Annotated in this window: 21 protein-coding genes; 7 read left to right on the top strand and 14 right to left on the bottom strand. The window is 64.8% G+C overall.

Translation table 11 applies throughout. The annotated features are described in order from the left end of the window. Positions 1-3 precede the first annotated feature (3 nt). Positions 4-2070, top strand: coding sequence for an ATP-dependent DNA helicase RecG (gene recG / locus AC3WS4_RS22210; protein WP_492740442.1), 2067 nt, complete (start codon positions 4-6; stop codon positions 2068-2070). Here recG and AC3WS4_RS22205 read toward each other — a convergent pair. Further along, on the bottom strand, positions 2067-2405 hold the full coding sequence (locus tag AC3WS4_RS22205) for a PilZ domain-containing protein (protein ID WP_492740441.1): 339 nt from the start codon (positions 2403-2405) through the stop codon (positions 2067-2069). The genes recG and AC3WS4_RS22205 overlap by 4 nt on opposite strands. 75 nt (positions 2406-2480) lie before the next feature. Further along, positions 2481-3704 (bottom strand): tyrosine--tRNA ligase, encoded by a 1224-nt coding sequence (gene tyrS, locus AC3WS4_RS22200; RefSeq protein WP_492740440.1) that lies wholly within the window; start codon positions 3702-3704, stop codon positions 2481-2483. 81 nt (positions 3705-3785) lie between these two features. Here tyrS and AC3WS4_RS22195 point away from each other — a divergent pair, with 81 nt between their 5' ends. Genes AC3WS4_RS22195 through AC3WS4_RS22185 form a run of 3 tightly spaced genes read left to right on the top strand, consistent with a single transcriptional unit; the run spans position 3786 to position 6776 of the window. Further along, positions 3786-4313, top strand: a complete 528-nt coding sequence (locus AC3WS4_RS22195) for a DOMON-like domain-containing protein (RefSeq protein ID WP_235535625.1) — start codon at positions 3786-3788, stop codon at positions 4311-4313. Further along, positions 4310-5518, top strand: a complete 1209-nt coding sequence (locus AC3WS4_RS22190) for an exo-beta-N-acetylmuramidase NamZ family protein (RefSeq protein ID WP_492740439.1) — start codon at positions 4310-4312, stop codon at positions 5516-5518. Before AC3WS4_RS22195 ends, AC3WS4_RS22190 begins: the two co-directional genes overlap by 4 nt. Positions 5519-5528: 10 nt before the next feature. Further along, the gene (locus tag AC3WS4_RS22185; RefSeq protein WP_492740438.1) at positions 5529-6776 is read left to right on the top strand and encodes a M24 family metallopeptidase; all 1248 of its coding nucleotides are present in this window, start codon (positions 5529-5531) and stop codon (positions 6774-6776) included. Between the two features lie 93 nt (positions 6777-6869). Here AC3WS4_RS22185 and AC3WS4_RS22180 read toward each other — a convergent pair whose 3' ends face one another. From AC3WS4_RS22180 to AC3WS4_RS22170, 3 genes are all read right to left on the bottom strand, one after another. Next, entirely contained in the window at positions 6870-7727 is an 858-nt protein-coding gene (locus AC3WS4_RS22180; protein WP_492740437.1) for a DUF817 domain-containing protein, read from the bottom strand. Then, positions 7720-8526: a lipid II flippase Amj family protein gene (locus AC3WS4_RS22175; protein WP_492740436.1), complete on the bottom strand. Its 807-nt coding sequence runs from the start codon at positions 8524-8526 to the stop codon at positions 7720-7722. The genes AC3WS4_RS22180 and AC3WS4_RS22175 overlap by 8 nt, the downstream gene beginning before the upstream one ends. 159 nt (positions 8527-8685) lie before the next feature. Further along, on the bottom strand, positions 8686-9864 hold the full coding sequence (locus AC3WS4_RS22170; protein WP_056346489.1) for a vWA domain-containing protein: 1179 nt from the start codon (positions 9862-9864) through the stop codon (positions 8686-8688). A 419-nt stretch (positions 9865-10283) separates the two neighbouring features. Between AC3WS4_RS22170 and AC3WS4_RS22165 the strand changes: the two genes are divergently transcribed. Together AC3WS4_RS22165 and AC3WS4_RS22160 are read left to right on the top strand one after the other, a co-directional pair. Continuing rightward, complete coding sequence (locus tag AC3WS4_RS22165; protein WP_492740435.1) at positions 10284-10634, top strand: hypothetical protein; 351 nt, start codon at positions 10284-10286, stop codon at positions 10632-10634. Between the two features lie 112 nt (positions 10635-10746). Then, a complete protein-coding gene (locus tag AC3WS4_RS22160) occupies positions 10747-12144 on the top strand; it encodes a methyl-accepting chemotaxis protein (RefSeq protein ID WP_056346490.1) in 1398 nt (465 codons plus the stop codon). Between the two features lie 145 nt (positions 12145-12289). Here the strand turns inward: AC3WS4_RS22160 and AC3WS4_RS22155 are convergent, their stop codons facing one another. The 5 genes from AC3WS4_RS22155 to AC3WS4_RS22135 all read right to left on the bottom strand — a co-directional run bounded on the left by AC3WS4_RS22155 (position 12290) and on the right by AC3WS4_RS22135 (position 16372). Beyond that, complete coding sequence (locus AC3WS4_RS22155; RefSeq protein ID WP_056346491.1) at positions 12290-13135, bottom strand: AAA family ATPase; 846 nt, start codon at positions 13133-13135, stop codon at positions 12290-12292. A gap of 82 nt (positions 13136-13217) precedes the next feature. Then, positions 13218-13889: a DUF6975 family protein gene (locus tag AC3WS4_RS22150; protein WP_082545007.1), complete on the bottom strand. Its 672-nt coding sequence runs from the start codon at positions 13887-13889 to the stop codon at positions 13218-13220. Between the two features lie 248 nt (positions 13890-14137). Next, the gene (locus AC3WS4_RS22145; RefSeq protein WP_492740434.1) at positions 14138-14434 is read right to left on the bottom strand and encodes a PspC domain-containing protein; all 297 of its coding nucleotides are present in this window, start codon (positions 14432-14434) and stop codon (positions 14138-14140) included. 313 nt (positions 14435-14747) lie between these two features. Beyond that, complete coding sequence (locus AC3WS4_RS22140; RefSeq protein WP_492740433.1) at positions 14748-15524, bottom strand: formyl transferase; 777 nt, start codon at positions 15522-15524, stop codon at positions 14748-14750. Further along, complete coding sequence (locus AC3WS4_RS22135; protein ID WP_492740432.1) at positions 15521-16372, bottom strand: polysaccharide deacetylase family protein; 852 nt, start codon at positions 16370-16372, stop codon at positions 15521-15523. The genes AC3WS4_RS22140 and AC3WS4_RS22135 overlap by 4 nt, the downstream gene beginning before the upstream one ends. 209 nt (positions 16373-16581) lie before the next feature. Here AC3WS4_RS22135 and AC3WS4_RS22130 point away from each other — a divergent pair, with 209 nt between their 5' ends. Continuing rightward, positions 16582-17460 (top strand): OmpA family protein, encoded by an 879-nt coding sequence (locus AC3WS4_RS22130; protein WP_492740431.1) that lies wholly within the window; start codon positions 16582-16584, stop codon positions 17458-17460. Positions 17461-17575: 115 nt separating this feature from the next. On the opposite strand, the gene rpoD is transcribed toward AC3WS4_RS22130, so the two are convergent. The 4 genes from rpoD to AC3WS4_RS22110 form a co-directional block, all read right to left on the bottom strand. Next, a complete protein-coding gene (rpoD, locus tag AC3WS4_RS22125) occupies positions 17576-19603 on the bottom strand; it encodes an RNA polymerase sigma factor RpoD (RefSeq protein WP_056346500.1) in 2028 nt (675 codons plus the stop codon). Between the two features lie 30 nt (positions 19604-19633). Beyond that, complete coding sequence (gene dnaG / locus AC3WS4_RS22120) at positions 19634-21520, bottom strand: DNA primase (RefSeq protein WP_492740430.1); 1887 nt, start codon at positions 21518-21520, stop codon at positions 19634-19636. Next, positions 21517-21951 carry a GIY-YIG nuclease family protein gene (locus AC3WS4_RS22115; RefSeq protein ID WP_492740429.1) on the bottom strand — a complete coding sequence of 145 codons (435 nt, stop codon included), beginning with the start codon at positions 21949-21951 and terminating at the stop codon, positions 21517-21519. Before AC3WS4_RS22115 ends, dnaG begins: the two co-directional genes overlap by 4 nt. Before the next feature lie 114 nt (positions 21952-22065). After that, entirely contained in the window at positions 22066-22518 is a 453-nt protein-coding gene (locus AC3WS4_RS22110; RefSeq protein WP_187141813.1) for a GatB/YqeY domain-containing protein, read from the bottom strand. Between the last annotated feature and the right edge of the window lie 105 nt (positions 22519-22623).

Here is a 22623-nt window from a genome sequence, read left to right as displayed (position 1 = left end):
GCCATGCGACCCGAGATACTCAATCCGCTCTTTGCCGCGCTGACCGACCTCAAGGGCGTCGGACCGCAGCTTGCCAAGCCGCTGACGCGGCTGGGGCTGGAGCGCGTCGTCGACGTGCTGTTCCACCTGCCTACTGGACTGGTGCAACGCTACCCGATCGATCGGCTCGACGATGCGCAGGTCGGGCAGCAGATCATCGTCACGCTGACCGCGCAGGAGTATCGCTCGGGCCGCAGTCCCCGCGCGCCGTTCGGGGTCGAGGCGTTCGACAGCGCGGGCGACCATGTCCGGCTCGTCTATTTCGGGCGCACTGCGGGGCTCGCCAAAAAGCTCTTCCCGCTCGGCGAGGTAAGACGGGTCTCGGGTCGGCTCGACAGCTATGGCGACATGCGCCAGATCGTCCATCCCGACCATGTTGCCGAGATGGACAGCGCGGAAGCGATCGCTACCAGCGAGTCGGTCTATCCGCTGACCGAGGGCCTCACCAATGCGCGGCTGACCCAACTGGTCGAGATCGCGCTCGAACGGCGGCCCGAGCTGACCGAGTGGATCGACGGACCGCTGCTGGCGCTGCGTGAATGGCCGGCGTGGAACGAGGCGCTGACCCGCGCGCATGCCAGCCCGCACGACGCGGCGGCGCATGACCGGCTCGCCTATGACGAGATTTTCGCGAGCCAGGTTGCGCTGATGCTGATCCGGCAGGGGCTGCGTAACCGCAAGGGGCGCGCGATCGTCGGCGATGCGCGGCTCACCGGCGCGCTGCGCCTGCCGTTCGGGCTGACCGGCGCACAGGAGCGGGTGGGGCGCGAGATCGCCGCCGACATGGGCCGCGACACCCCGATGCTGCGGATGCTGCAGGGCGATGTCGGGTCGGGCAAGACGCTCGTCGCGCTGCGCGCGATGCTGGCGGCGGTCGAGGCGGGAACGCAGGCGGCGCTGCTTGCGCCGACCGAGATCTTGGCGCGCCAGCATTATGCGACCTTGCAGGCGATGCTCGCGGGTCTGCCGGTCACCATCGCGATCCTGACCGGGCGCGACAAGGGGCGGGTGCGCGAATCGACGCTGATGGGCCTCGCCGACGGCAGCATCGACATCCTTGTCGGCACCCACGCGATTTTCCAGGAGGCGGTGACCTATCGCGACCTCGCGCTCGTCGTGGTCGACGAACAGCATCGTTTCGGCGTCGCGCAGCGGCTGATGCTCACGGGGAAGGCGGCGCGTCCCCCGCACCTGTTGGTGATGACCGCGACCCCGATCCCGCGCACGCTGCTGCTCGCCAACCATGGCGAGATGGACGTGTCGCGGATCGACGAAATGCCACCGGGTCGCACCCCGGTCGACACGCGCGTCGTCTCGATCGATCGACTCGACGAAGTGGTCAGCGCCCTGGAACGGCATCTGGCGGGCGGCGCGCAGGCCTATTGGGTGTGCCCGCTGGTCGCCGAGAGCGAGACCAGCGAACTCGCGGCGGCGGAGGAACGCGCGGAACTGCTGCGCCTGCGGCTCGGCGCCGATCGGGTCGGGCTGGTGCATGGCCGGATGAAGGGACCCGACAAGGATGCGGTGATGGCGCGCTTCCAGGCGGGCGAGATCGGCGTGCTCGTCGCTACCACGGTGATCGAAGTCGGGGTCGACGTGCCGGCGGCAAGCCTGATGGTGATCGAGCATGCGGAGAATTTCGGCCTCGCCCAGCTGCATCAGCTGCGCGGCCGCGTGGGGCGCGGTACCGCGAAATCGGTATGCCTGTTGTTGCGCTCGCAGGCCCTTTCGGAAACCGCGCGCGAGCGGCTGGCGCTGATGCGCGACACCAATGACGGGTTCGTGATCGCCGAGAAGGATCTGGAACTGCGCGGCGGCGGCGAACTGCTCGGGCTCAAGCAGTCGGGCGATGCCGATTATCGCGTTGCCAGCCCCGAGCAACTGGTGCGCTTGTTGCCGATCGCCCATGACGATGCGCGCCTGTTCATCGAACACGACGGCGGCATCGAAGGGACGCGCGGGGAGGCGGTGCGTCTTTGTCTCTATCTGTTCGAGCGCGATGCGGCGGTGCCGCTGCTGCGCAGCGGTTAGGTGTCGCCGCGGGCGCCCATCGCGCGGATCATCGGCAGATAATCCTCGACCGCGATCATCTTTTCGAACTGCACCCCGGTCTTGCCGCCGAGCGACCAGATCACGCTGGCGGCGATGCGGCCGATGATCGGCATGCGGAACACGATCATGTCGCCGATCTCCAGCCCGCGCTCGTAACGCATCAACAGGCCGTCGGCGCTGATATTGACGCAAGTGCACATTTCCTGGCCGCCGTCGGGCAGGATGAAGGGCAGGCGGCAATAGACGTCGCTACGCGCCGCGAGGCGCTGGTCGAGGCCGACATAATGGGCCTTGTTGGTGTCGATCTTACGCATGACGATGCCTTTGCTGGTCAGGCCGGGAGCATCGGACAGATTTCGCTAAGAATAGGTAAACGCTGCGGCAAGGTGTTAGCCGGTGACGAGGCCGTGCTTCTTGGCGCCGAGGCTCACCGGGACCGGCTCGGCGGCGGGCAGGATGACATGGTTCGCGTCGCGGATCACGACACCGCCCACCTTCACCGCGCCCTCGTCGACCTTGCGCCGCGCTTCCTTGTTCGATGCCGCAAAGCCGAGTTCGCGCAGCGCGTCGAGGATGCGAATCCCCTCGGCGGGCGCCGCGACCTGTGGCAAGTCGCCGCCGATCTGGCCCTTTTCAAAGGTTTGCGCGGCGGTTTCCGATGCGGTCCGCGCGGCTTCTTCGCCGCGGCACAGCGCGGTCGCGGCATCGGCGAGGATTTTCTTCGCGTCGTTGATCGCGGCGCCCTCGAGCGTTTCGAGGCGCGCGATCTCGTCGATCGGCAGGTCGGTGAACAGGCGCAGGAACTTGCCGACGTCGCGGTCGTCGGTGTTGCGCCAGAACTGCCAATAGTCAAAATGGGACAGTTGTGCGGGATTGAGCCACACCGCGCCGGCGGCGGTTTTGCCCATCTTGGTGCCTGCGGCGGTGGTCAGCAGCGGAGTCGTTAGTCCGAACAGGTCGGCGCCGTCCATGCGGCGGCCGAGTTCCATGCCGTTGACGATATTGCCCCACTGGTCGGAGCCGCCCATCTGCAACCGCACGCCCATTTGCTTCGACAGGTGGCGGAAGTCATAGCCTTGCAGGATCATGTAGTTAAATTCGAGGAAGGTCATCGGCTGTTCGCGCTCGAGCCGCAGCTTGACCGAATCGAAGGTCATCATGCGGTTGATCGTGAAGTGGGTGCCGACTTCCTGCAGCAGTTCGATATAGCCGAGCTGGCCGAGCCAGTCCTGATTGTCGACCATCACCGCGTCGGTCGGGCCGTCGCCGAAGGTCAGATATTGCTGGAAGATGCTGAAGATCGACGCGATGTTCGCGGCAATCGTCTCGTCCGACAGCATCTTGCGGCTCTCGTCGCGCCCGGTCGGGTCGCCGATCCGCGTCGTCCCGCCGCCCATCAGCACGATCGGCTTGTGCCCCGTCTGCTGCAGCCGGCGCAGCATCATGATCTGCACCAGGCTGCCGACATGCAGCGAGGGTGCTGTCGCATCGAAGCCGATATAGGCGGGAATGATCTGCTGCGCGGCGAGGGCGTCGAGACCGTCGGCATCGGTGGTCTGGTGGATGTAGCCGCGCTCGTCGAGCACGCGCAGAAGATCGGATTTGTAGGTCATAGCGGGCGGGCGCTTAGCATGGGCGCGAAATTCCTCAAACCCGTCATTCCCGCGTTCGTGCGATTGGCGTAGGGATGGGTCATGCTGTTGACTTGCCATCCCGACACGCCTTGCTCGGCCGACCTGTTCCTTTCGGTCGATGCGGTTCGCAACCAGCCGGGATCGCTTTACCTGCGCTTCATCATCGACGGCGAGATGGACAGGATCGTCATGCCGCCGCGCCGCGCCCTCGGGCGCACCGACGGGCTGTGGCAGACGACCTGCTGCGAGGCGTTCGTGAAGCCTGCGGGGCGCAGCGACTATCTGGAATTCAACCTGTCGCCCTCGACCGCTTGGGCGTCCTATTGGTTCGACGATTATCGCGCCGGGATGCGCGAGGCCGATGTGGTCCCCGATTTCGACCGCGTCGGCGGCATAATTCAGGCGCTGTTCGACTTTTCGGGCCAGCCCGGCCTCGACGATGCCGACTGGCAGGTCGGCCTGTCGGTGGTGATCGAGGAGAAGACCGGCACCAAAAGCTATTGGGCGCTGGCTCACGCCCCCGGCAAACCCGACTTCCATCATCCCGATTGCTTTGCGCTGACGCTTGGGGCACCCGATCCGGCATGACTGTCCAATTCGGTATCGACCGCCTGCTCGCCGACCCTGCGCTTCGCAAACCGCTCGAGGGCCAGCGCGTCGCGCTGCTCGCGCATCCGGCGTCGGTCACAGCCGACCTGACGCACAGCCTCGATGCCTTGGTCGCAGCCGGGATCAACGTCACCGCGGTATTCGGGCCGCAGCATGGCGTGCGCGGCGACCTGCAGGACAATATGATGGAGTCACCCGACTTCACCGACCCGACTTACGGCATGCCGGTGTTCAGCCTCTATGGCGAAGTACGCCGCCCGTCGGGGCAGTCGATGCACACGTTCGACGTGATGCTGGTCGACTTGCAGGATCTGGGGTGCCGCATCTACACCTATGTGACGACCCTGCTCTACATCCTCGAAGCCGCGGCGGAGCATGGCAAAGCCGTGTGGGTGCTCGACCGGCCGAACCCGGCGGGGCGTCCGGTCGAGGGGACGTTGCTGCAGCCGGGCTGGGAGAGCTTCGTCGGCGCAGGGCCGATGGTGATGCGCCACGGGTTGACGATGGGCGAGATGGGGCGCTGGTTCATCCGGCACTTCAACCTCGACGTCGATTATCGCGTGATCGAGATGGAGGGGTGGCAGCCCGATGGACCGGGCTTCGGCTGGCCCACCGATCGCGTCTGGATCAACCCCAGCCCCAATGCCGCGAACCTCAACATGGCGCGCGCCTATGCGGGGACGGTGATGGTCGAGGGTGCGACGCTCAGCGAGGGCAGGGGCACGACGCGCCCGCTCGAACTGTTCGGCGCGCCCGATATCGACGCTAAGGCGGTGATCGCCGAGATGCAGAGGATCGCGCCCGAATGGCTCGCAGGCTGCAGGCTGCGCGACATCTGGTTCGAGCCGACCTTCCACAAGCATAAGGGAACGCTCAATAGCGGCGTGTTCATCCATGCCGAGGGTGCCTGGTACGACCATGCGGCGTTCCGGCCCTGGCGCGTGCAGGCGCTGGGGTTCAAGGCGATCCGGTCGCTGTACCCCGACTATCCGATCTGGCGCGGCACCGACTTCAAATATGAATATACCGACGATGTGCTCGCGATCGACGTGATCAACGGCGGCAGCGGCTTGCGCGCGTGGGTCGACGATGCCGGGGCGGAGGCGGGCGATCTCGACGCGCTGGCCGGACCCGACGAGGCGGCGTGGCGCGAGGGAATCGCGGATCTGCTGATCTATCAATGAGGGGATGACGATGCACCGGCGGCACTTTCTGGGGACTGCGGCGCTGACCGGGCTGGTGACGGCGGCCATGCCGACGTCGGTGTTTGCGGCCGAGACGGCAGGCCTCCCCAATCTTGGCGCCAAGGCGGTGCCGATCGGCAGGACAGAGCGCATGGCGCGCATCGCCAAGGCGAAGGAACTGATGGCGGCGAACGATATCGGCGCGCTGCTGATCGAGCCGGGATCGAGCCTGATCTATTTCACCGGGGTCCAATGGTGGCGGAGTGAGCGGCTGACCGCCGCGGTGCTGACGCGCGAAGGCGAGGTGGCCATCGTCACGCCGTTCTTTGAGGAACCGTCGGTGCGGGAGAGCCTGGGCATCGAGGCCGAAGTGCTGACGTGGAACGAGGATGAGAACCCGCTCGCCGCGGTTGCTGCCTGGCTTGGCAAGCGCGGGCTGGCCAAGGGACAGATCGGGGTCGAGGAAACGGTGCGCTATTTTGCGGTCGATGGACTCAAAAAGGCGATGCCGGATGCGACGGTGGTCAACGGTGCCCCCGTGGTGCGCGGGTGCCGGATGCACAAATCGGCGGCTGAGATCGCGCTGATGCAGGTCGCCGCTGACATCACGCTCGCTGCTTATCGCCACACCGCGCCGCGGGTCGAGGTGGGGATGACCCCGGCCGATATCGGCGGACTCATGAAGGCCGCGACGCAGGCGCTGGGCGGGCAGAGCGAGTTCGAGCTGATCCTGCTTGGTGAGGCGAGCGCCTATCCGCATGGGTCCGGCAAGCCGCAGGCGGTGAAGGACGGCGAGGTCGTGCTGATGGATTGCGGCGCGACGGTGCACGGCTATCAGTCCGACATCTCGCGGACCTTCGTCCATGGCAAGGCAAGCCCCCGCCAGCGGCAGGTGTGGGACCAGATGCGCAAGGGGCAGGATGTCGCCTTCGCCGCGGCGAAGCTGGGCACGCCAGCGGGGCAGGTCGATGACGCGGTGCGCGCTTATTATCAGGGACTGGGCTGGGGGCCGGGATACAAGCTCCCTGGAACCTCGCATCGCACCGGCCACGGCATCGGGCTCGACGGGCATGAGCCGGTCAATCTGGTGCATGGCGAAACGACGCCGTTGGCGCCGGGCATGTGTTTCTCGAACGAACCGGGAATCTACATTCCCGGCGAGTTCGGGATCCGGCTCGAGGATTGCTTCTACATGACCGAGAGCGGGCCGCAATGGTTCAGCGAGCCGCCGCCGTCGATTGATAAGCCGTTCGATTAACCCGTCGCCCCCGCGAAGGCGGGGGCCGCCAGCGGTTTACGCGTCGATGCCGAGCAAGACCGACAACGGCCCCCGCCTTCGCGGGGGCGACGGTTATCCAGCGGTATCCGGCGCCTTCGGTCGTTGCACCAAGCTGACCAGGACGAACGAGATGATCATCAGCAGATACCAGCTTCCGAGTTTCTCGACGCCGACCATGTGCCAGCCGTCGTCCTGGCTCGGATAGGTCCACGCCCGCGCAAAGGTGCCGATATTCTCGGCGAACCAGATGAACAGCGCGACGAGGCCCCAGCCGACGAGCAGCGGCATGCGGCGGTGGATGTGCAGCGGGCGGAACCACACCTGACAGCGCCAGAAGAGTAAGGCGGTCGCCGCGAAGAGCAGCCAGCGGATGTCGGGCAGCCAGTGATGCGCGAAGAAATTGATATAGATCGCGGCGGCCAGCGCATAGGTCGCCCAGGCTGGTGGATAGCCAGTGAAGCGGAAGTCGAAGATGCGCCAGACGCGGGCGATGAAGCTGCCCACCGCGGCATACATGAAGCCCGAGAAGAGCGGGACGGCGCCGATGTGGAGCAGGCTGGCCTCGGGATATTGCCACGAACCGGCGGCGGTCTTGAACAATTCCATCACCGTGCCGACGATGTGGAAGATCAGGATGACGACGGCTTCGCGCGGTGTTTCGAGCCGGAACGCGAGCATGCCAATCTGGATCAGCACCGCGCCGATGGTGATCGCGTCGTAGCGGTGGATCGCCGCATTGTCGGGCCAGAAGAGATGGGTGCCGAGCAGCAGAGCGAGCATCAGCCCGCCGAACAGGCACGCCCAGCCCTGTTTGAAGCCGAAGACGAGAAATTCGAGGAACCAGCCGCGCGGCCCGGGTTCGACCGCCATCGCCTCGAGCCGCAAACGGACGGCGTGGAAACGCGACTGGCTGCGCCGCATTTCAGACATGCACGGCGACGTACGCGATCAACAAGGCGGCGGGGAGGAGCAGCGCCTGGGCGAGAATAGTGCCGGCAAGGCGGCTGAGCGAAATGAGCATGATCGCGCGGCGGAAGTCGGCCTCGGCGACATGGCCCTCGACCGCGTCGTCGGTCATGACCGAGAGCTGCGGATCGATGAAGGCGAAGAGCAATATCGTCGCGAAGCCGTTGATCAGCGCTGACAGCTGCGACGCGGTGACGCGAAATTCGGGGGCGAGATAGCCGGCGTAGAGCGAGGCGACGACGCCGACAGCCAACAGAGATTGCGCGAGGCAATTGGCGATCAGCACGCCCCAGCCGATCCCCTTCGGCATCTTCCAGCTTTTGAGGTGCGCGAGGCTGGGGAAACGGAGCGACTGGCGCAGGGTGCGCAACCCGCTCGGGCTCAGAGCCTTCAGCGCCAGTTTCGTCGTCGAGCGGTTGGTCTGGTACCAGCCGATCGCGGCGGCGAACATGCGCTGGCCGGTGGGGACGAGCAGGATGCCGACCAGCGTCGCGACGCTCGCCGCGGCGAGGACGAACTGCATGTCGATGAACAGCGAGGCGCCGCTGCCGTCGTGGATGCGCGTCTCGATCCGCTTGGCGAGGAAGGGGCCGAGGAAGCTGTTCGAGGTGCGCGAAAAGAGCACGAGGATGTTGAACAGCGCGAAGGACATCGCGATGCGCCGGGTGCGGACGCCGGCGATGCGCGCGGCATAGGCGAGCGCGCCGATCAGATTGATGAAGCCGGTGAGCAAGAGGATGGTGAGCAGGGGGAGGTCGAACATGGGGGCCTAGCGCAGCGGGGCAGGAAAAAACCGTTCGTGTCGAGCGAAGTGGGGACACCCGTCGGTAGCGCACGGCATCGGGGTGTCTCGACTTCGCTCGACACGAACGGGATTAGGAGGTTCGGAAGAAATCGTCACGGCCAATTTTGGCCGCCGCCGTCAATGCTTTCGCGTCAGTTCGCGCGTCGCCTTGTCGAGGCCTTCGAGGGTCAGCCCATACATGCGGTCGTTCATCAGCTGTTTGATCAGCTTGACCGACTGGGTGTAGCCCCAATGCTGTTCGGGCACCGGGTTCAGCCACACCGCAGCGGGATAGACATGGGTGATCCGCTGGAGCCAGACCGCGCCCGATTCCTCGTTGAAATGTTCGACGCTGCCGCCCGGATGGGTGATTTCATAAGCGCTCATCGACGCGTCGCCGACGAATATCACTTTGTAATCATGTCCATATTTGTGGAGAATGTCCCACATCTGGTGGCGTTCGGACCAGCGGCGCTTATTGTCCTTCCACACGCCTTCATAGGGGCAATTGTGGAAGTAGAAGAATTCGAGATTCTTGAATTCGGTCGTCGCGGCGCTGAACAATTCCTCGCACAGCTTGATGAACGGATCCATCGAGCCGCCGACGTCGAGGAACAGCAGCAGCTTGACCGCATTGCGCCGTTCGGGGCGCATCTGGATGTCGAGCCAGCCCTGGCGCGCGGTGCCGTCGATCGTGCCGGGAATATCGAGTTCGTCGGCGGCGCCCTCGCGCGCGAATTTGCGCAGGCGGCGGAGCGCGATCTTGATGTTGCGGGTGCCGAGTTCCTTGGTGTTGTCGAGATTGGCGAACTCGCGTTTTTCCCAGACCTTCAGCGCGCGCTTATGCTTGCTTTCGCCGCCGATGCGCACGCCCTCGGGGTTATAGCCCGAATTGCCGAAGGGCGAGGTGCCGCCGGTGCCGATCCACTTGCTGCCACCTTCGTGGCGCTTTTGCTGCTCCTCGAGCCGCTCCTTCAGCGTCTCCATGATCTTGTCCCAGTCGCCGAGCGACTCGATCGCCGCCATTTCCTCGGGGGTCAGGAACTTCTCGGCGACCGCCTTCAGCCAGTCGGCGGGGACGTCGACGGGGTTCTGGCCGTAATCGGTGAGCAGGCCCTTGAAGACCTTGTTGAACACCTGGTCGAAGCGGTCGAGCAGCCCCTCGTCCTTCACATAGATCGCGCGGCTGAGGTAATAGAATTGCTCGGGGCTGCGGTCGATCGCCTCGCGGTCGAGCGCCTCCAGCAGGAGCAGATGCTCCTTCATGCTCACGGGAATGCCCGCGGTGCGGAGTTCTTCGAGGAAGCCGAACAGCATGGCTATGGCCTATCGTGTCGCGGGGGCGGGCGCAACCGCTTTACGTAAACGGAAGGTGCACGGGCGAGGGAAAGGGAAATGGCGGAAAACTGCGCAACTTCATTCGCGAATGGCGTCGGCGCGGCGGATTGACCGCTCGCATAAAGCCACAAAAGCCCCGCATGAACACGCCGCAAGTGAGGTCTTTGTGGCCTTAGGGCGACAAAGGATACGGTCGTGCGCGTCCGGAATGTCTCCTTTGTCGCGCTAAGGCGGGGGTGTCGGGAGGTTCGGGAAATGGGAGTCGGGTTGCGAGGCCGGGTCATCCAACAGGGTAGATCATGGCGGGATTTATTAGGAAAGCGGCTTTTGATCGGGTTGGCGCAAACGGCTGCTGACGACCGGTTGCGGACGTTCACCTCATGGCTTTATGTGAGAACATGGATATCGCCACTCGCACATCGTGGAAGACCCTGCCGCCACCGGCGGAGCGGGAGTCATTGGAGCTCGGACTATTGTTCTCAGATGTTGAGGCCGAGCGGATAAAGCGTGGTCACATTCCGGAGGACATGGACGATAAATGGTTCATTTTTTTCGAGGAGGGCTGGCTCTATTTCCATCGATCATGGACCGGCCACTGCATATATGGCGTGCGGCTCGACGGCTCTCCTAGCGGCGTTCGTGTCATTGAAGCGTGGGCTAGTCGCAACGAGGATCAATACAATTCGCCCGGCGTCGAAACCGATTTGCGAATGATCGAGCAGTTGATAGCCACCCGCCTTCTTGCATAATTTAACGTCCGCTGCCCACCCCAAAGCCGACTTTTGACGCTCGCTTCCCATTGACCCCGCGTTAACCATTATCGGTCATCACCTGCGGATTAATCCAAAGGTGGGTGGCGCAATGAAATTCGAGTCCATAAATCCGGCGGCTCCGATCCTCGACCAGTCGGTCGCGGGCGACTGCGGCGAGCTTGCCGTCGGGTGCAGCGAGGCGGCGGGGCGGATCAAGCGCTCGACCGACCAGATGGATCGCCAGATCGTCGAACTCGGGCGGCTCGAGGAGTTCGTCGTCAGCCTCGAGGCCGACCAGCGCCAGATCGCCGATTCGACCGACGAGGCGAAATTGCTGTCGGCGCGCGCCTGCGAACAACTCGATACCGGCGCCGAGCGCGTCAACACCGCGGTCACCGAATTCCGGTCGGTCATCGACCTCGTTGCGCGCCTCGGCACCCACGTCACCAATTTCGCCGCGGTGATGGCGCAGGTGCAGCAGGTCAGCCAGTCGATCGAACAGATCGCCAAGACCACCAACATGCTGGCGCTCAACGCCGCGATCGAGGCCGAGCGCGCCGGCGACGCCGGGCGGACCTTCGCCGTGGTCGCCGCCGAAGTGAAGAAGCTGGCGCAGAATACGCGCAGCGCGACCGACGAAATCCGCCGCAGCATCGGCAGCCTCGCCGCCGAGGCGGGCGGGCTGGTCACCGAAATCCAGTCGGGGGTCGAACAGTCGAGCCGTGCCGAGGCGCAGTTCGAGACGATCACCGACGCGCTGCACGATGCGACGCATCTTGTGGCGCTGCTCGACGACCAGAGCGACCGCATCGCGCAGTCGAGCGCGATGGTCCATGCGAATGGCGCCAAGGTCCGCGATGCGGTCGACCGCGTCGTCACCTCGGTGCGCGACAATAGTGCCACTTTGGGCGGGACCCGCGATTCGATCCTGAAGATGGAAAATGTGTCGAACCGCATGTTCAACGCGGTGATTTCGGCCGGGGTAAGCCCGCGCGATTCGGCCGTGGTCGACCTTGCCGCGCGGGTACGCGACCAGTTCGTCGCCATCGCCGAGCTGGCGGTCGCCAAGGGCGAGCTGTCGATGGAGCAATTGTTCGACCAGAATTATGTCCGCGTGCCGGGGTCGAACCCCGAACGGTTCCGCACCAGCCTGTGCGATTGGGCCGACACCAATTGGCGGCCGCTGTTCGACCATATCGTCGGCAACCATCCCGAGGTGAAGATGTCCTCGGCGGGCGACATGAACGGATTCCTGCCGACCCACATCACCGACTGCTCGCGCGCGCCGACCGGCGACGTCGTCCATGACACCGCGCACTGCCGCAACGGCCGCATCCTGTTCGACGACACCGACAAGGCGGCGAAAAAGAGCCAGGCGCCCTATTTCATGGCGGTCTATCGCCAGGAAGGCGACGGCACCAACTATGTTACGGTGCGCAACGTTTACATGCCGGTGGTGATCAACGGGCGCCGCTGGGGCGACGTCGAGGTGGCGTACCAGCTTTGAGATTATCCTCCCTGCCGCGAAGCGGTGGGGAGGTGGCAGCGCGAAGCGCTGACGGAGGGGCGATGGAACTACCGTCGCGGCCCCTCCACCACTCGCTTCGCGAGCGGTCCCCCTCCCCATCGCTGCGCGACAGGGAGGATTTTAATCAGCTGCCCTGACGGCGCGCCATGAAGGCGAGCTTTTCGAACAGCATCACGTCCTGCTCATTCTTGAGCAGCGCGCCGTGGAGCGGCGGGATCGCCTTGCCGACGTCACGGTTCTGGAGGACTTCGATCGGCATGTCCTCGTTGAGGAGCAATTTCAGCCAATCGATCAGTTCGCTGGTCGAGGGCTTTTTCTTGAGGCCGGGGACGTCGCGGACTTCGTAGAAGATGTCCATCGCGCGGCTGACGAGCGTCTTCTGAATGCCCGGGAAGTGAACCTCGACGATCGATGCCATCGTGTCGCGGTCGGGGAATTTGATATAATGGAAGAAACAGCGGCGCAGGAAGGCGTCGGGCAGTTCCTTTTCATTGTTCGAGGTGATGACGACGATCGGGCGTTCCTTCGCGACGATCGTCTCGTCGGTCTCATAGACGTGGAACGCCATGCGATCGAGTTCCTGAAGCAGGTCGTTCGGGAATTCGATGTCGGCCTTGTCGATCTCGTCGATCAGCAGCACGGGCAGCTTCGGGGCGGTGAACGCCTCCCACAATTTGCCCTTGCGGATATAGTTGCGGATGTCGTGGACGCGCTCTTCGCCGAGCTGGCCGTCGCGCAGCCGTGCAACCGCGTCATATTCATACAGGCCCTGCTGCGCCTTGGTGGTCGATTTGATATTCCAGGTGATCAGCGGCGCGTCGAACGCTTTCGCGATTTCCTCGGCCAGCACGGTCTTACCCGTACCGGGTTCGCCCTTCACGAGCAGCGGGCGGCGCAGCAACGTCGCGGCGTTGACCGCGACCTTGAGGTCGTCGGTGGCGATATAAGCGCTGGTACCTTCGAAACGCATGGCCGGAGAGCCTTTCCCTTAACGTGAACGTCAAGGGGCATAGCGAGGGTGTCGGGAGCGCGCAAGCGCGCCTGACGAAGCGTCAGCTAATCGCGCGGCTCGCGGCGCGGGCTTCGAGCAGGTCCCACAGGCCGCTGTGCTGGGCGACCAGCTGCTGCGCGCCGAACAGCATGGCGCGTTCGGCGGCGGGGGTGTCGGCGACCGCGCCGGCGAGCCGCGCGGTATCGCGCAGGTCGGGCAGGGTGCAGCGCGGCGGCGCCATGTCGAGCCGCTGGGCGCTGATGTCGAGCAGGACGCGGATCGTGCGCCAGTCGAGCGTCAGTGCGATCGCCGCGCCGACGGCGCAGCCGTGGCGGTCCGATTCGGCGAGCATGTCGAGCGCCTTGCGCTGCGCCGCGACGGCCGCTTCGCACTGGTCCTGCCCCTGGGTGCTCGGTACCGGGCCGACCGCGGCGGCGATTTTCGACAGGAAGGCGCGTTCCTCGACAAAGGCTTCGGCGGCCTCGTCCATCCACACGCGTGAAACGGGGTCGACCGCCTTGCGCGCCGCGCTGTCGATCACGCCCGGATGGCGGCCATGGAGCAGGCACAGGAAATGCACGGCGTCGGCGAGGTTGCGCATCGCGTCGGGGCCGTTCGACAGTCCGCCGCTGCGGACGTGGCGGTGCGCGCCGGTGCCGTCGCTGGCGACCAGCGTATCGAGCATTTCGGCGACGCTGCGCGTCTGCGGCTGGAACTGGGGCGATTGGCTCAACGCTTCATCCTTGGCTTCGGGCAGCATCGGCTGCCGAACTTCAACCACCAGCCATAGAGCAACGTCGTAAACACCACGTTTATAGGCGGCGCGCCAATCGACGAATCCTTGTGTCAGTCAGAGACACAAGAGACCGGCAAGCGGGGGATGCTTGCCGGTCCCTGGTGCTGCACCGGCCCGTTTTGGGGGCGGTGCGGATCGGTGCGCGGGCGGGCGCGGGGGAGAGGGAGGGCCCGCCCGGGCGCCGGTCAAGCCGCGAGGGCGAATTCCTTGCCGTCTTCCTCGGCGTGTTCGTGCTTCGCGACCGCGGTGAGCGCCGGCTGTGCGTTGGCAGCGGCCTTCTTCGCTGGGAAGATCAGGCGCGAGGCGAGGACGATCAGGCCGAGGCCGAAATAGACGGCGAAGGTCTGAACCGGGAAGAAGAAGAGCGGGGCGATGAAGGCGACCCGGAACCACGTCGGGTTGATCCCGAAATCCTGGCCGAGGGCCTCGCAGATCCCGAACATCGTGTCGCGGCGGCGGAAGAGGTTGGTTTCGGTTTCCATTTTTTCGTCTTTCCTGGGGCCGCGGGGGCCGCCCCGCGTTCATGCCCATAGCTAAGCAACGGGCGTGCCAATTTTACTCTTTCCCGAATTTCCGAGGCTTTTTCGTCGCACTGGCGCGGCGATGAACGCCTGGGTCCGGGTGATTTCCCACCGAGTAGGAATATCGGCCATTTGTTCGGAGCGTGCGTGCGGCAGCTCCTATCGCTGTCGCGGCGCCGCGTCGTCGCATCGGCCGGGCCGCTATCTGGGAGCCAAAGATGAAGATTATAAGACCGGCGCGAAAAATAATTGTGCAGCGCACAAAATCTGGTGGTCAGCCTTGCTGGCTTTCGCGCCACAGCCGCTTGTTGTTGCGTTCGATACGCAGATATTGGCCGAAGGTCGGGGTGGTGAAGTGCCGATCGGCCTTTTGCGCCGTCGCCGCCGCGGCGTGGGCGTCCCAGTCGGCGAGCAGCGCGGCAAAGGCCTCGGGCAATTGCTCGCGCACCTTGTCGTTGGTGCGGCGGATCGTGTCGGCGAGTTTCGGCTGGAAGTCGATGTCGACCGCGCGTTTGTAAAGGATCTCGCCGGTGTCGATGCCCTTGTCGATGCGGTGGATCGTATAGCCGGTCTGGGTCCGCCCGAAATAGATCGGCCAGATCACGCTCTGCGCGCCCGGATATTCGGGGAGCAGTTCGCCGTGGAAATTGACGAAGCCCTGATGCGGCACGGTGAAGACTCGCGAGGCGATATAACTGTTGCCGACCGACAGGCCGACGTCGGGGGCATATTGCTTCAGCGCCGCGACCGTCTCGTCGCAATTGACCCGCGGCACGTTGACGATCGGAATACCGTGCGCCTTCGCGACCTCGCGCGCGTCGGTGCGCATGTCATGGCCGAACCATTTGCGGATGCGGATGCCGTTGAGCGCGCCGAGCAGGCCGATCTTCCACATCTTTTGCAGCATCTTCTTGCGGCTGCGTTTGGCGACGACGGTTTCGGACACGATCAGGCAGGCGAGTTCGATCTCGGGCACGCGGGTGAGCCGGTCGAGCACCACACCCGAGCCGCCGATCGGGCCGCTGGTCATCAAAGCGACGCGCAGGGTCATGCCTCGCGAAACCCCCGCGCCCAGACCATCAGTTCGTGGAGCGGCCAGTGGAATTCGAGCTGGTGGCGCGGGATGTTCATGACGTCGGTCGCGCCGGGCCGGACGGCGCCGCGCACCGCGCTGAAATTGCTGGTGAAGCCTGCGTCGGCGATCGCTTTGCGTCCGGCGTCGTCGATGTCGGTCGCGGTGCCATAGGGCCAGGCGAAGCTGTCGCATGGCTGGCCGACATGGCCTTCGATAATCGCCCTGGCGCCGGCGATTTCGTCGGCGAGCCTGGCGCCGTCGCCCGATATCTTCGACAGCCGTGCATGGGTGCGGGTGTGGCAGCCGATCTCGCCGATCCCCTCGGCCGCGGTTTTCGCCTGCGGCCAGTCGAGGGTGCGGACGCGCGCGCGATAGGCGGGCATATGCGCGAAATAGCGGTTCAGCGTGTCGGGGTCGGCGTCGATCAGGTCGGTCGCGACGAACATGGTATAGGGGACGCGCTCGTCCTCCATCACCGGCCCGCCGTCCTCATAGACGCTGGCGAAGCCGTCGTCGAAGCTGAGGTGGAAGAAGCGGCCGTCGGATGGCTTGCCGTCGGCGATGATCGTGCGCAGCGTTGCAGTATCGACGAACTCGCCCTCCTGCTTCGCGGCGCGCAGGAAGGCACGAAAGGTCGGCACTGTGTCGGAAAACACCGCATGGGCGTAGAGGCAGCGCACGAAGGGGGCGCTCGCCGGCCCTTGCCGCAGCGCCTCCAACCGGATCCGCGCCGCGCGCGCCGCCCCGCGCGCTTTGGCGCGCCAGCCGCTGACGGGCGCCCAGGCTTCGGCGGCGGTTTCGGCGAAGGTGGTTGGGTCGCGCATCGTCACGCCAATGGCAAATCATCGGCGGGCGCACAAAGCATTTGTCGCGGCGCTTCGATCGACGCGCGCATGAAATGGCGCTGGTGCGGCGCCGTTTGCTTCGGTTCGCCGCACGATGCGCTCCAATTATCCCCATCGGTCTTGCCGGAAATATTGATGTGCCGGAAAGGGCGAGGCGACACGCGGGGGCGGCTTTGCAGGAGTAGCGTATGAGTGCCGTTTCCAAAAGTCCGAGAATTTTGCTGCTGGCGGCGATGCTGGCCGGGACAGCGACGATCAGCGTGGCGGCGCAGCCGCAGGACTCGTCCGAGGGCGAAGTCATGACCACCGTCTATGGCACGCTGCCTTCGCCCGAACAGATGACCGAAGGGCCCAAGGTCGAAGGCATCATCTCGGCGCGCAGCGACGGCCGGATGCAGGTCACGACCGCCGACGGCAGCAATACGACGATCGCCATCGCCGACTATACGAAGATCAAGGGCAAGGGCGGGTTCCTGGGTCTTGGTCGCAGCAAGCTCGCGGCGGGTTCGCTGCTCAACGGTCTGCCGGTCGCCGTCGAGACCCTGCAGTGGGACGGCGGCCTGGTCGCGAACCAGATCGCGCTCAAGACCAAGGACCTCAGGACCGCGTCGATGATCCATACCGGCACTGACCAGCGCTTCGGCGAACAGGCGGCCGCGACCGAAGCGCTCCGCGGCCGTGTCGGCGACATCGACCAATATAATGTCAAAAGCACGACGAACGTGAACTTCGACACCGGCAAGGCGGTGCTGTCGGCGCAGGCGCAATCCGATCTCTGCGCCGCCGCCTCGCAAGCCGAGGGGATGGATAACGCGCTGCTGCTGGTCGTCGGCTATACCGATGCGACCGGAAGCCAGGAGTTCAACCAGGAGCTTAGCGAAAAGCGCGCGGCGCGCGTCGTCAACTATCTTCAGCAGTCCTGCGGCTGGAAACCCTATCGCATGCTGACCCCGACCGGGATGGCCGAAGCGGACCCGGCGGCGGACAATTCCACGGTCGAGGGCAAGGCCCAGAACCGCCGTGTTGCGGTGAATATCCTGGTCAGCAAGGGTCTGGACGGCATTTAAGACGCGCTGGGTGGGCGTCGCTCACCCCGTATCGAACGCGCAAAAGAAAAGGCGCGGGCATCACGCCCGCGCCTTTTTTAACCTTCGCGTCCCGTCGCCCGAGAGCGAAGCCGGCTTATTGATCGAGGAACGAGCGCATCTTGCGGCTGCGGCTCGGGTGCTTCAGCTTGCGGAGCGCCTTCGCCTCGATCTGGCGGATACGTTCGCGGGTCACGCTGAACTGCTGGCCGACTTCCTCGAGCGTATGGTCGGTGTTCATGCCGATGCCGAAGCGCATACGGAGCACACGCTCCTCACGCGGGGTCAGCGATGCGAGGACGCGGGTGACCGTTTCCTTGAGGTTCGACTGCACCGCGGCATCGACCGGGATGACGGCGTTCTTGTCCTCGATGAAATCGCCGAGGTGGCTGTCTTCCTCGTCGCCGATCGGCGTTTCGAGGCTGATCGGCTCCTTGGCGATCTTCATCACCTTGCGGACCTTTTCGAGCGGCATCGACAGACGCTCGGCCATTTCCTCGGGGGTCGGCTCGCGGCCGCTTTCGTGGAGGAACTGGCGGCTGCAGCGCACGAGCTTGTTGATCGTCTCGATCATATGGACCGGGATGCGGATCGTGCGCGCCTGGTCGGCGATCGAGCGGGTGATCGCCTGGCGGATCCACCAGGTCGCATAGGTCGAGAACTTGTAGCCGCGGCGATACTCGAACTTGTCGACCGCCTTCATCAGGCCGATATTGCCTTCCTGGATGAGGTCGAGGAACTGCAGGCCGCGGTTCGTGTATTTCTTGGCGATCGAGATCACGAGGCGCAGGTTCGCCTCGACCATTTCCTTCTTGGCGATGCGCGCTTCGCGTTCGCCCTTCTGGACCATGTTCACGACGCGGCGGAATTCGGTCAGGCTCATGCCCGCGGCCTGAGCGATTTCGCTGATTTCGATGCGGATACGGTCGACCGCGCCGGCTTCGTTTTCGGCGAACGCCGCCCATTTCTTGTCGATCGAACCCACGGCTTCGAGCCAGGTTTCCTCAAGCTCGCGCCCGACATAATTGTCGAGGAAGGCCTTGCGCGGCACCTTGTGGCGCTCGGCGAGGCGCAGCATCTGGCCGCCGAGTGCGGTCAGTCGGCGGTTGTAGCTGTAGAGCTGATCGACGAGATATTCGATCTTGGTGTTGTGGAACTGCACGCCTTCGACCTGCGCGGTGAGGTCCTCGCGCAGCTTGTGATATTTCTTTTCCGACGCCGCGGGGAATTCGCCGATGCCCGACAAGGCGTCGAGCCGGGTTTCCTGCAGCTTCGAGAAGGCCTTGAAGCTCTTGGTGATGTTGGCGAATTTCTCGAGCGCGTCGGGCTTGAGCAATTCCTCCATCGCCGCGAGGCTGAGGGTGTTGTCTTCCTCATCCTCTTCGAAGTTCTCGCGCTTGCCCGACGAGCCTTCGCCGTCCTCGTCGTCGCCGTCTGCGGCGGGCTCGTCCTCGACTTCGTCTTCGTCCTTGAACGAAACGCCGGCGGTCTTCTCGCTGATCTCGCCGTCGTCGGCTTCTTCGGCGTTCTCGAGATTCTCGGGGGCGGGGTCCTTCGACAGCATCGCTTCGAGATCGACGATCTCGCGCAGCTGCATATCGCCGTTGTTCAGCGCGTTCGACCATTCGATGATCGCGTTGAAGGTCAGCGGGCTTTCGCACAGGCCGAGGATCATCGTGTCGCGGCCGGCCTCGATACGCTTGGCGATCGCGATTTCGCCCTCGCGGCTCAGCAGTTCGACCGCGCCCATTTCGCGCAGGTACATGCGAACCGGGTCGTCGGTGCGGTCGACGACTTCCTTCTTCTTTTCGATCGCGGGGTTCGATACCGAACCCGAACCGGCGCTGACATCGACTTCGTCGTCGGGTTCGGCGTCGGCCTCTTCCTGCACATCCTCGTCGCTTTCGACGATGTTGATGCCCATGTCGGAAATCGCCGACATGATGTCCTCGATCTGCTCGGACGACATTTCGTCCTGCGGCAGCGCCGCGTTCAGCTCGTCATAGGTCAGGTAACCGCGCTTCTTGCCACGCGCGATCAGCTTTTTGACATCGGCCTCGTTGAGGTCGATCAGCGGGCCGTCGGTATCGGCTTCGGTCTCGGCGGCGGTGTTCTTGGTGGCCATTCGTGGTTCCTGCCTAAAGGGCTCTAAATTTCAGACTTGGTGGCTGTTTTCGGACAGCGCGGCCAAGCGGCGGGTCAAATCCTCGTCCATCGCGCGCAGTTTCTGCTGCCGCGCCAGGCCTTCGTCGTCCATCGTGCGCTGGAAATCCGCGGTCGCCTCGGCGAGTCGGGCGCGGATTTCGGGCTGCGTCACGAGCACGCCGATATATTCGTCGAGGTCGCGAAGCGCGGTTTCCCGTGCCGTATCGGCCCCATCCTTGCTGTCCAGCATGCGATTGAACGAGAAGTGCATTCCATCGGCTCTGAGCAATGTCGTCGCCCTATTATACACTTTCATTGGCTCCAATATGGCAAGCAAGCCCTCAGTATCAAGCCCTTCTTGCCGCATTACCGTGTCAAGCATTGCGCCGAGCAGTTCGGCGTCGCCGGGATCGGCCACCGGGAGCCGGCTCAGCGCTTCCTCGTGACGGCGCAGCATCGCCGGATAGCGCAGCAATCCGCCGAGCAGCGCGGCGAGCAGGTGGCCCGCGATACCCGCCTGCCCGATGCTGCGCGTTTCGTCGCCCGGGGGCTGCAATCGCGGATCGGGGGCGAAGCGGCGGTTGCCGCCGCGTGGAGCCTGCGGTGCCCAGGGAACCCGCGGCCCGCGCTCGGGCTGCTTGCGCGCGAACAGCCCGTCGAGCCGTTCGCGGAACGCCTCGCGATAATGGTGGCGGACGTCGGCGTCCTCGATGCCGTCGGCGTGCGCGAGCAGGCGGGTCTTGAGCGCGGCGCGTTCCTCGGGGGTCGCGAGCGGCCCCGCCGCGACCTCATGCGCCCAGAGGCGCTCGACGAGCGGCTGCGCCTCGTCGAGCAGCGCGCCGAAGCCCTCGGCGCCGCGCGCGCGGACGATATCGTCGGGGTCCTGGCCCGGGGGCAGGGTCGCAAAGGCGAGGCTGAAGCCGGGGCGCAGCAGCGGCAACGCGCGCATCGCGGCGCGCATCGCGGCCTTTTGTCCCGCCGCGTCGCCGTCGAAGCAGAGCACCGGCACCGGCACCATCCGCCAGATCAGCCCGAGCTGCGCCTCGGTCAGCGCAGTACCGAGCGGCGCGACGGCGTCGGCGATCCCCGCCTCGGCGAGCGCGATGACGTCCATATAGCCCTCGACGACGATGATCCGGTTCGTCTGCCGCGAGGCGGGCGACGCCTTGTCGAGATTGTAGAGCGTGCGCCCCTTGTCGAACAAAGGCGTGTCGGGCGAGTTCAGATATTTGGGCTCGCCATCGCCCAATATGCGTCCACCGAACGCGATCACGCGACCGCGCGCGTCGCGGATCGGGATCATCAGGCGTCCGCGGAAGCGGTCGTAGGGGTCCTTGTCGTCGACCGAAATCAGCATGCCCGATTCGACGAGCATCGCGGTCGGGAATTTCTTGAGCGCGTCTTTCAGCGCGCTGCGGCTGTCGGGGGCGAGGCCGAAACCGAAGGCCTGGCGCGTTGTGTCCGAAATGCCGCGCTTCTTGAGATATTCGCGCGCCGGGGCGCCGTTGCTGCTGCCGAGTTGCTGGGTGAACCAGTCGGCGGCGCCCTGCACGACGTCGCGCAGGCTGGCCGCCTCCTCGGCCTTTTTCGCGGCGCGCGGATCGGCGGCGGGAACCTCCATCCCGGCCTCGCCGGCGAGTTCCTTGACCGCGTCCATGAACGACAGCCCGCGCTGGTCGGTCATCCAGCGGATGGCGTCGCCGTGCGCCGAGCAACCGAAGCAGTGGTAGAAGCCCTTTTCGTCGTTGATCGTGAAGCTGGGCGTCTTTTCGTTATGGAACGGACAGCACGCCTTATACTCGCGGCCGGCGCGGGTGACCTTCACCGTGCGGCCGATGAGGGTCGACAGGGTGACGCGCGCGCGGAGTTCGTCGAGCCATTGCGGGGTGAGGGTCATGGGTTCCCCTCCCGCTCGGCCATGCGCCCACCTCCGTTTGTGTCGAGCGAAGTCGAGACACGTTGGTGCCCGGCCTCGCGTCCCTCGACTTCGCTCGGGACGAACGGAGAGGGGGCGGTTTCCTGCGGGACGAACGGGAGGGAAGGGCGTTCGTGCGGGGGCTTGGCGAAATGGCCTACCATCGCCCAATCGCCGCGTATCAACGCTTCCTTTTTGGCGCGCGACCAAGGTTTGATCCGACGCTCGGCCTCCAGCGCTTCGACGCGGGTCCCAAAATCTTGCGACCAGACCAAAGTCACCGGCCTTCGGCGCGACGTGAAGTCGCAAAATCCGCCATGTTGGTGCTGGGCAATACGGCGTTCCAAATCGTCGGTGTGTCCGGTGTAATAGCGGCCGTCAGAACAGAGCAGGATATAGGTCCAGAACGCCATTCTTCCCCATACCCGTTCGTGTCGAGCGAAGTCGAGACACGTTGGTTTGGCGCAACGCAGCACGTCCCTCGACTTCGCTCGGGACGAACGGAAAGGAAAGGCCGTGTTCGAGATTTAGCTCAAAGCCGCCTTCACCCAACCACTCGCCTTGCTCATGTCGAGCTCGGACCCGTGCCGTTCCTTCACCGCCGCCATCACGCGGCCCATGTCTTTCAGGCTCGCCGCGCCCAGTTCGGCCGCGATCGCCTTGATCGCCGCCTGCGCTTCGTCGTCCGAAAGCTGTGCGGGCAGGAAATCCTCGATCACCACGACCTCGGCGGCCTCGATGTCGGCGAGTTCCTGGCGGCCGCCCTGTTCGTACATGGCGATCGACTCGCGGCGCTGCTTGACCATTTTCTGGAGCACGTCGGTGACCAGAACATCGTCGTCGGCCGGCGCGGTGCCGGTGCGCAGTTCGATGTCCTTGTCCTTGATCTTGGCCAGCATCAGCCGGATGGTGCCGAGCCGCGCCTTGTCGCCGGCTTTCATCGCGGCGACCTGCGCAGCCTTGATGTCGTCACGAATCATTACGTGTTCCCATGCGCTGCAAATTTCGGAAAGGCCCTCTCTAACGGCAATTTTTGAAATTCGATAGCTTGTGAATCACATTTTTGCTGCCTAGTTGATCGGCCG

It is taken from the genome of Sphingopyxis sp. EU05-FHT14B03 (genome assembly GCF_058790875.1).
The sequence above is the reverse complement of the archived record's forward strand: the minus strand, read 5'-3'. Positions and strand labels throughout refer to the sequence as shown.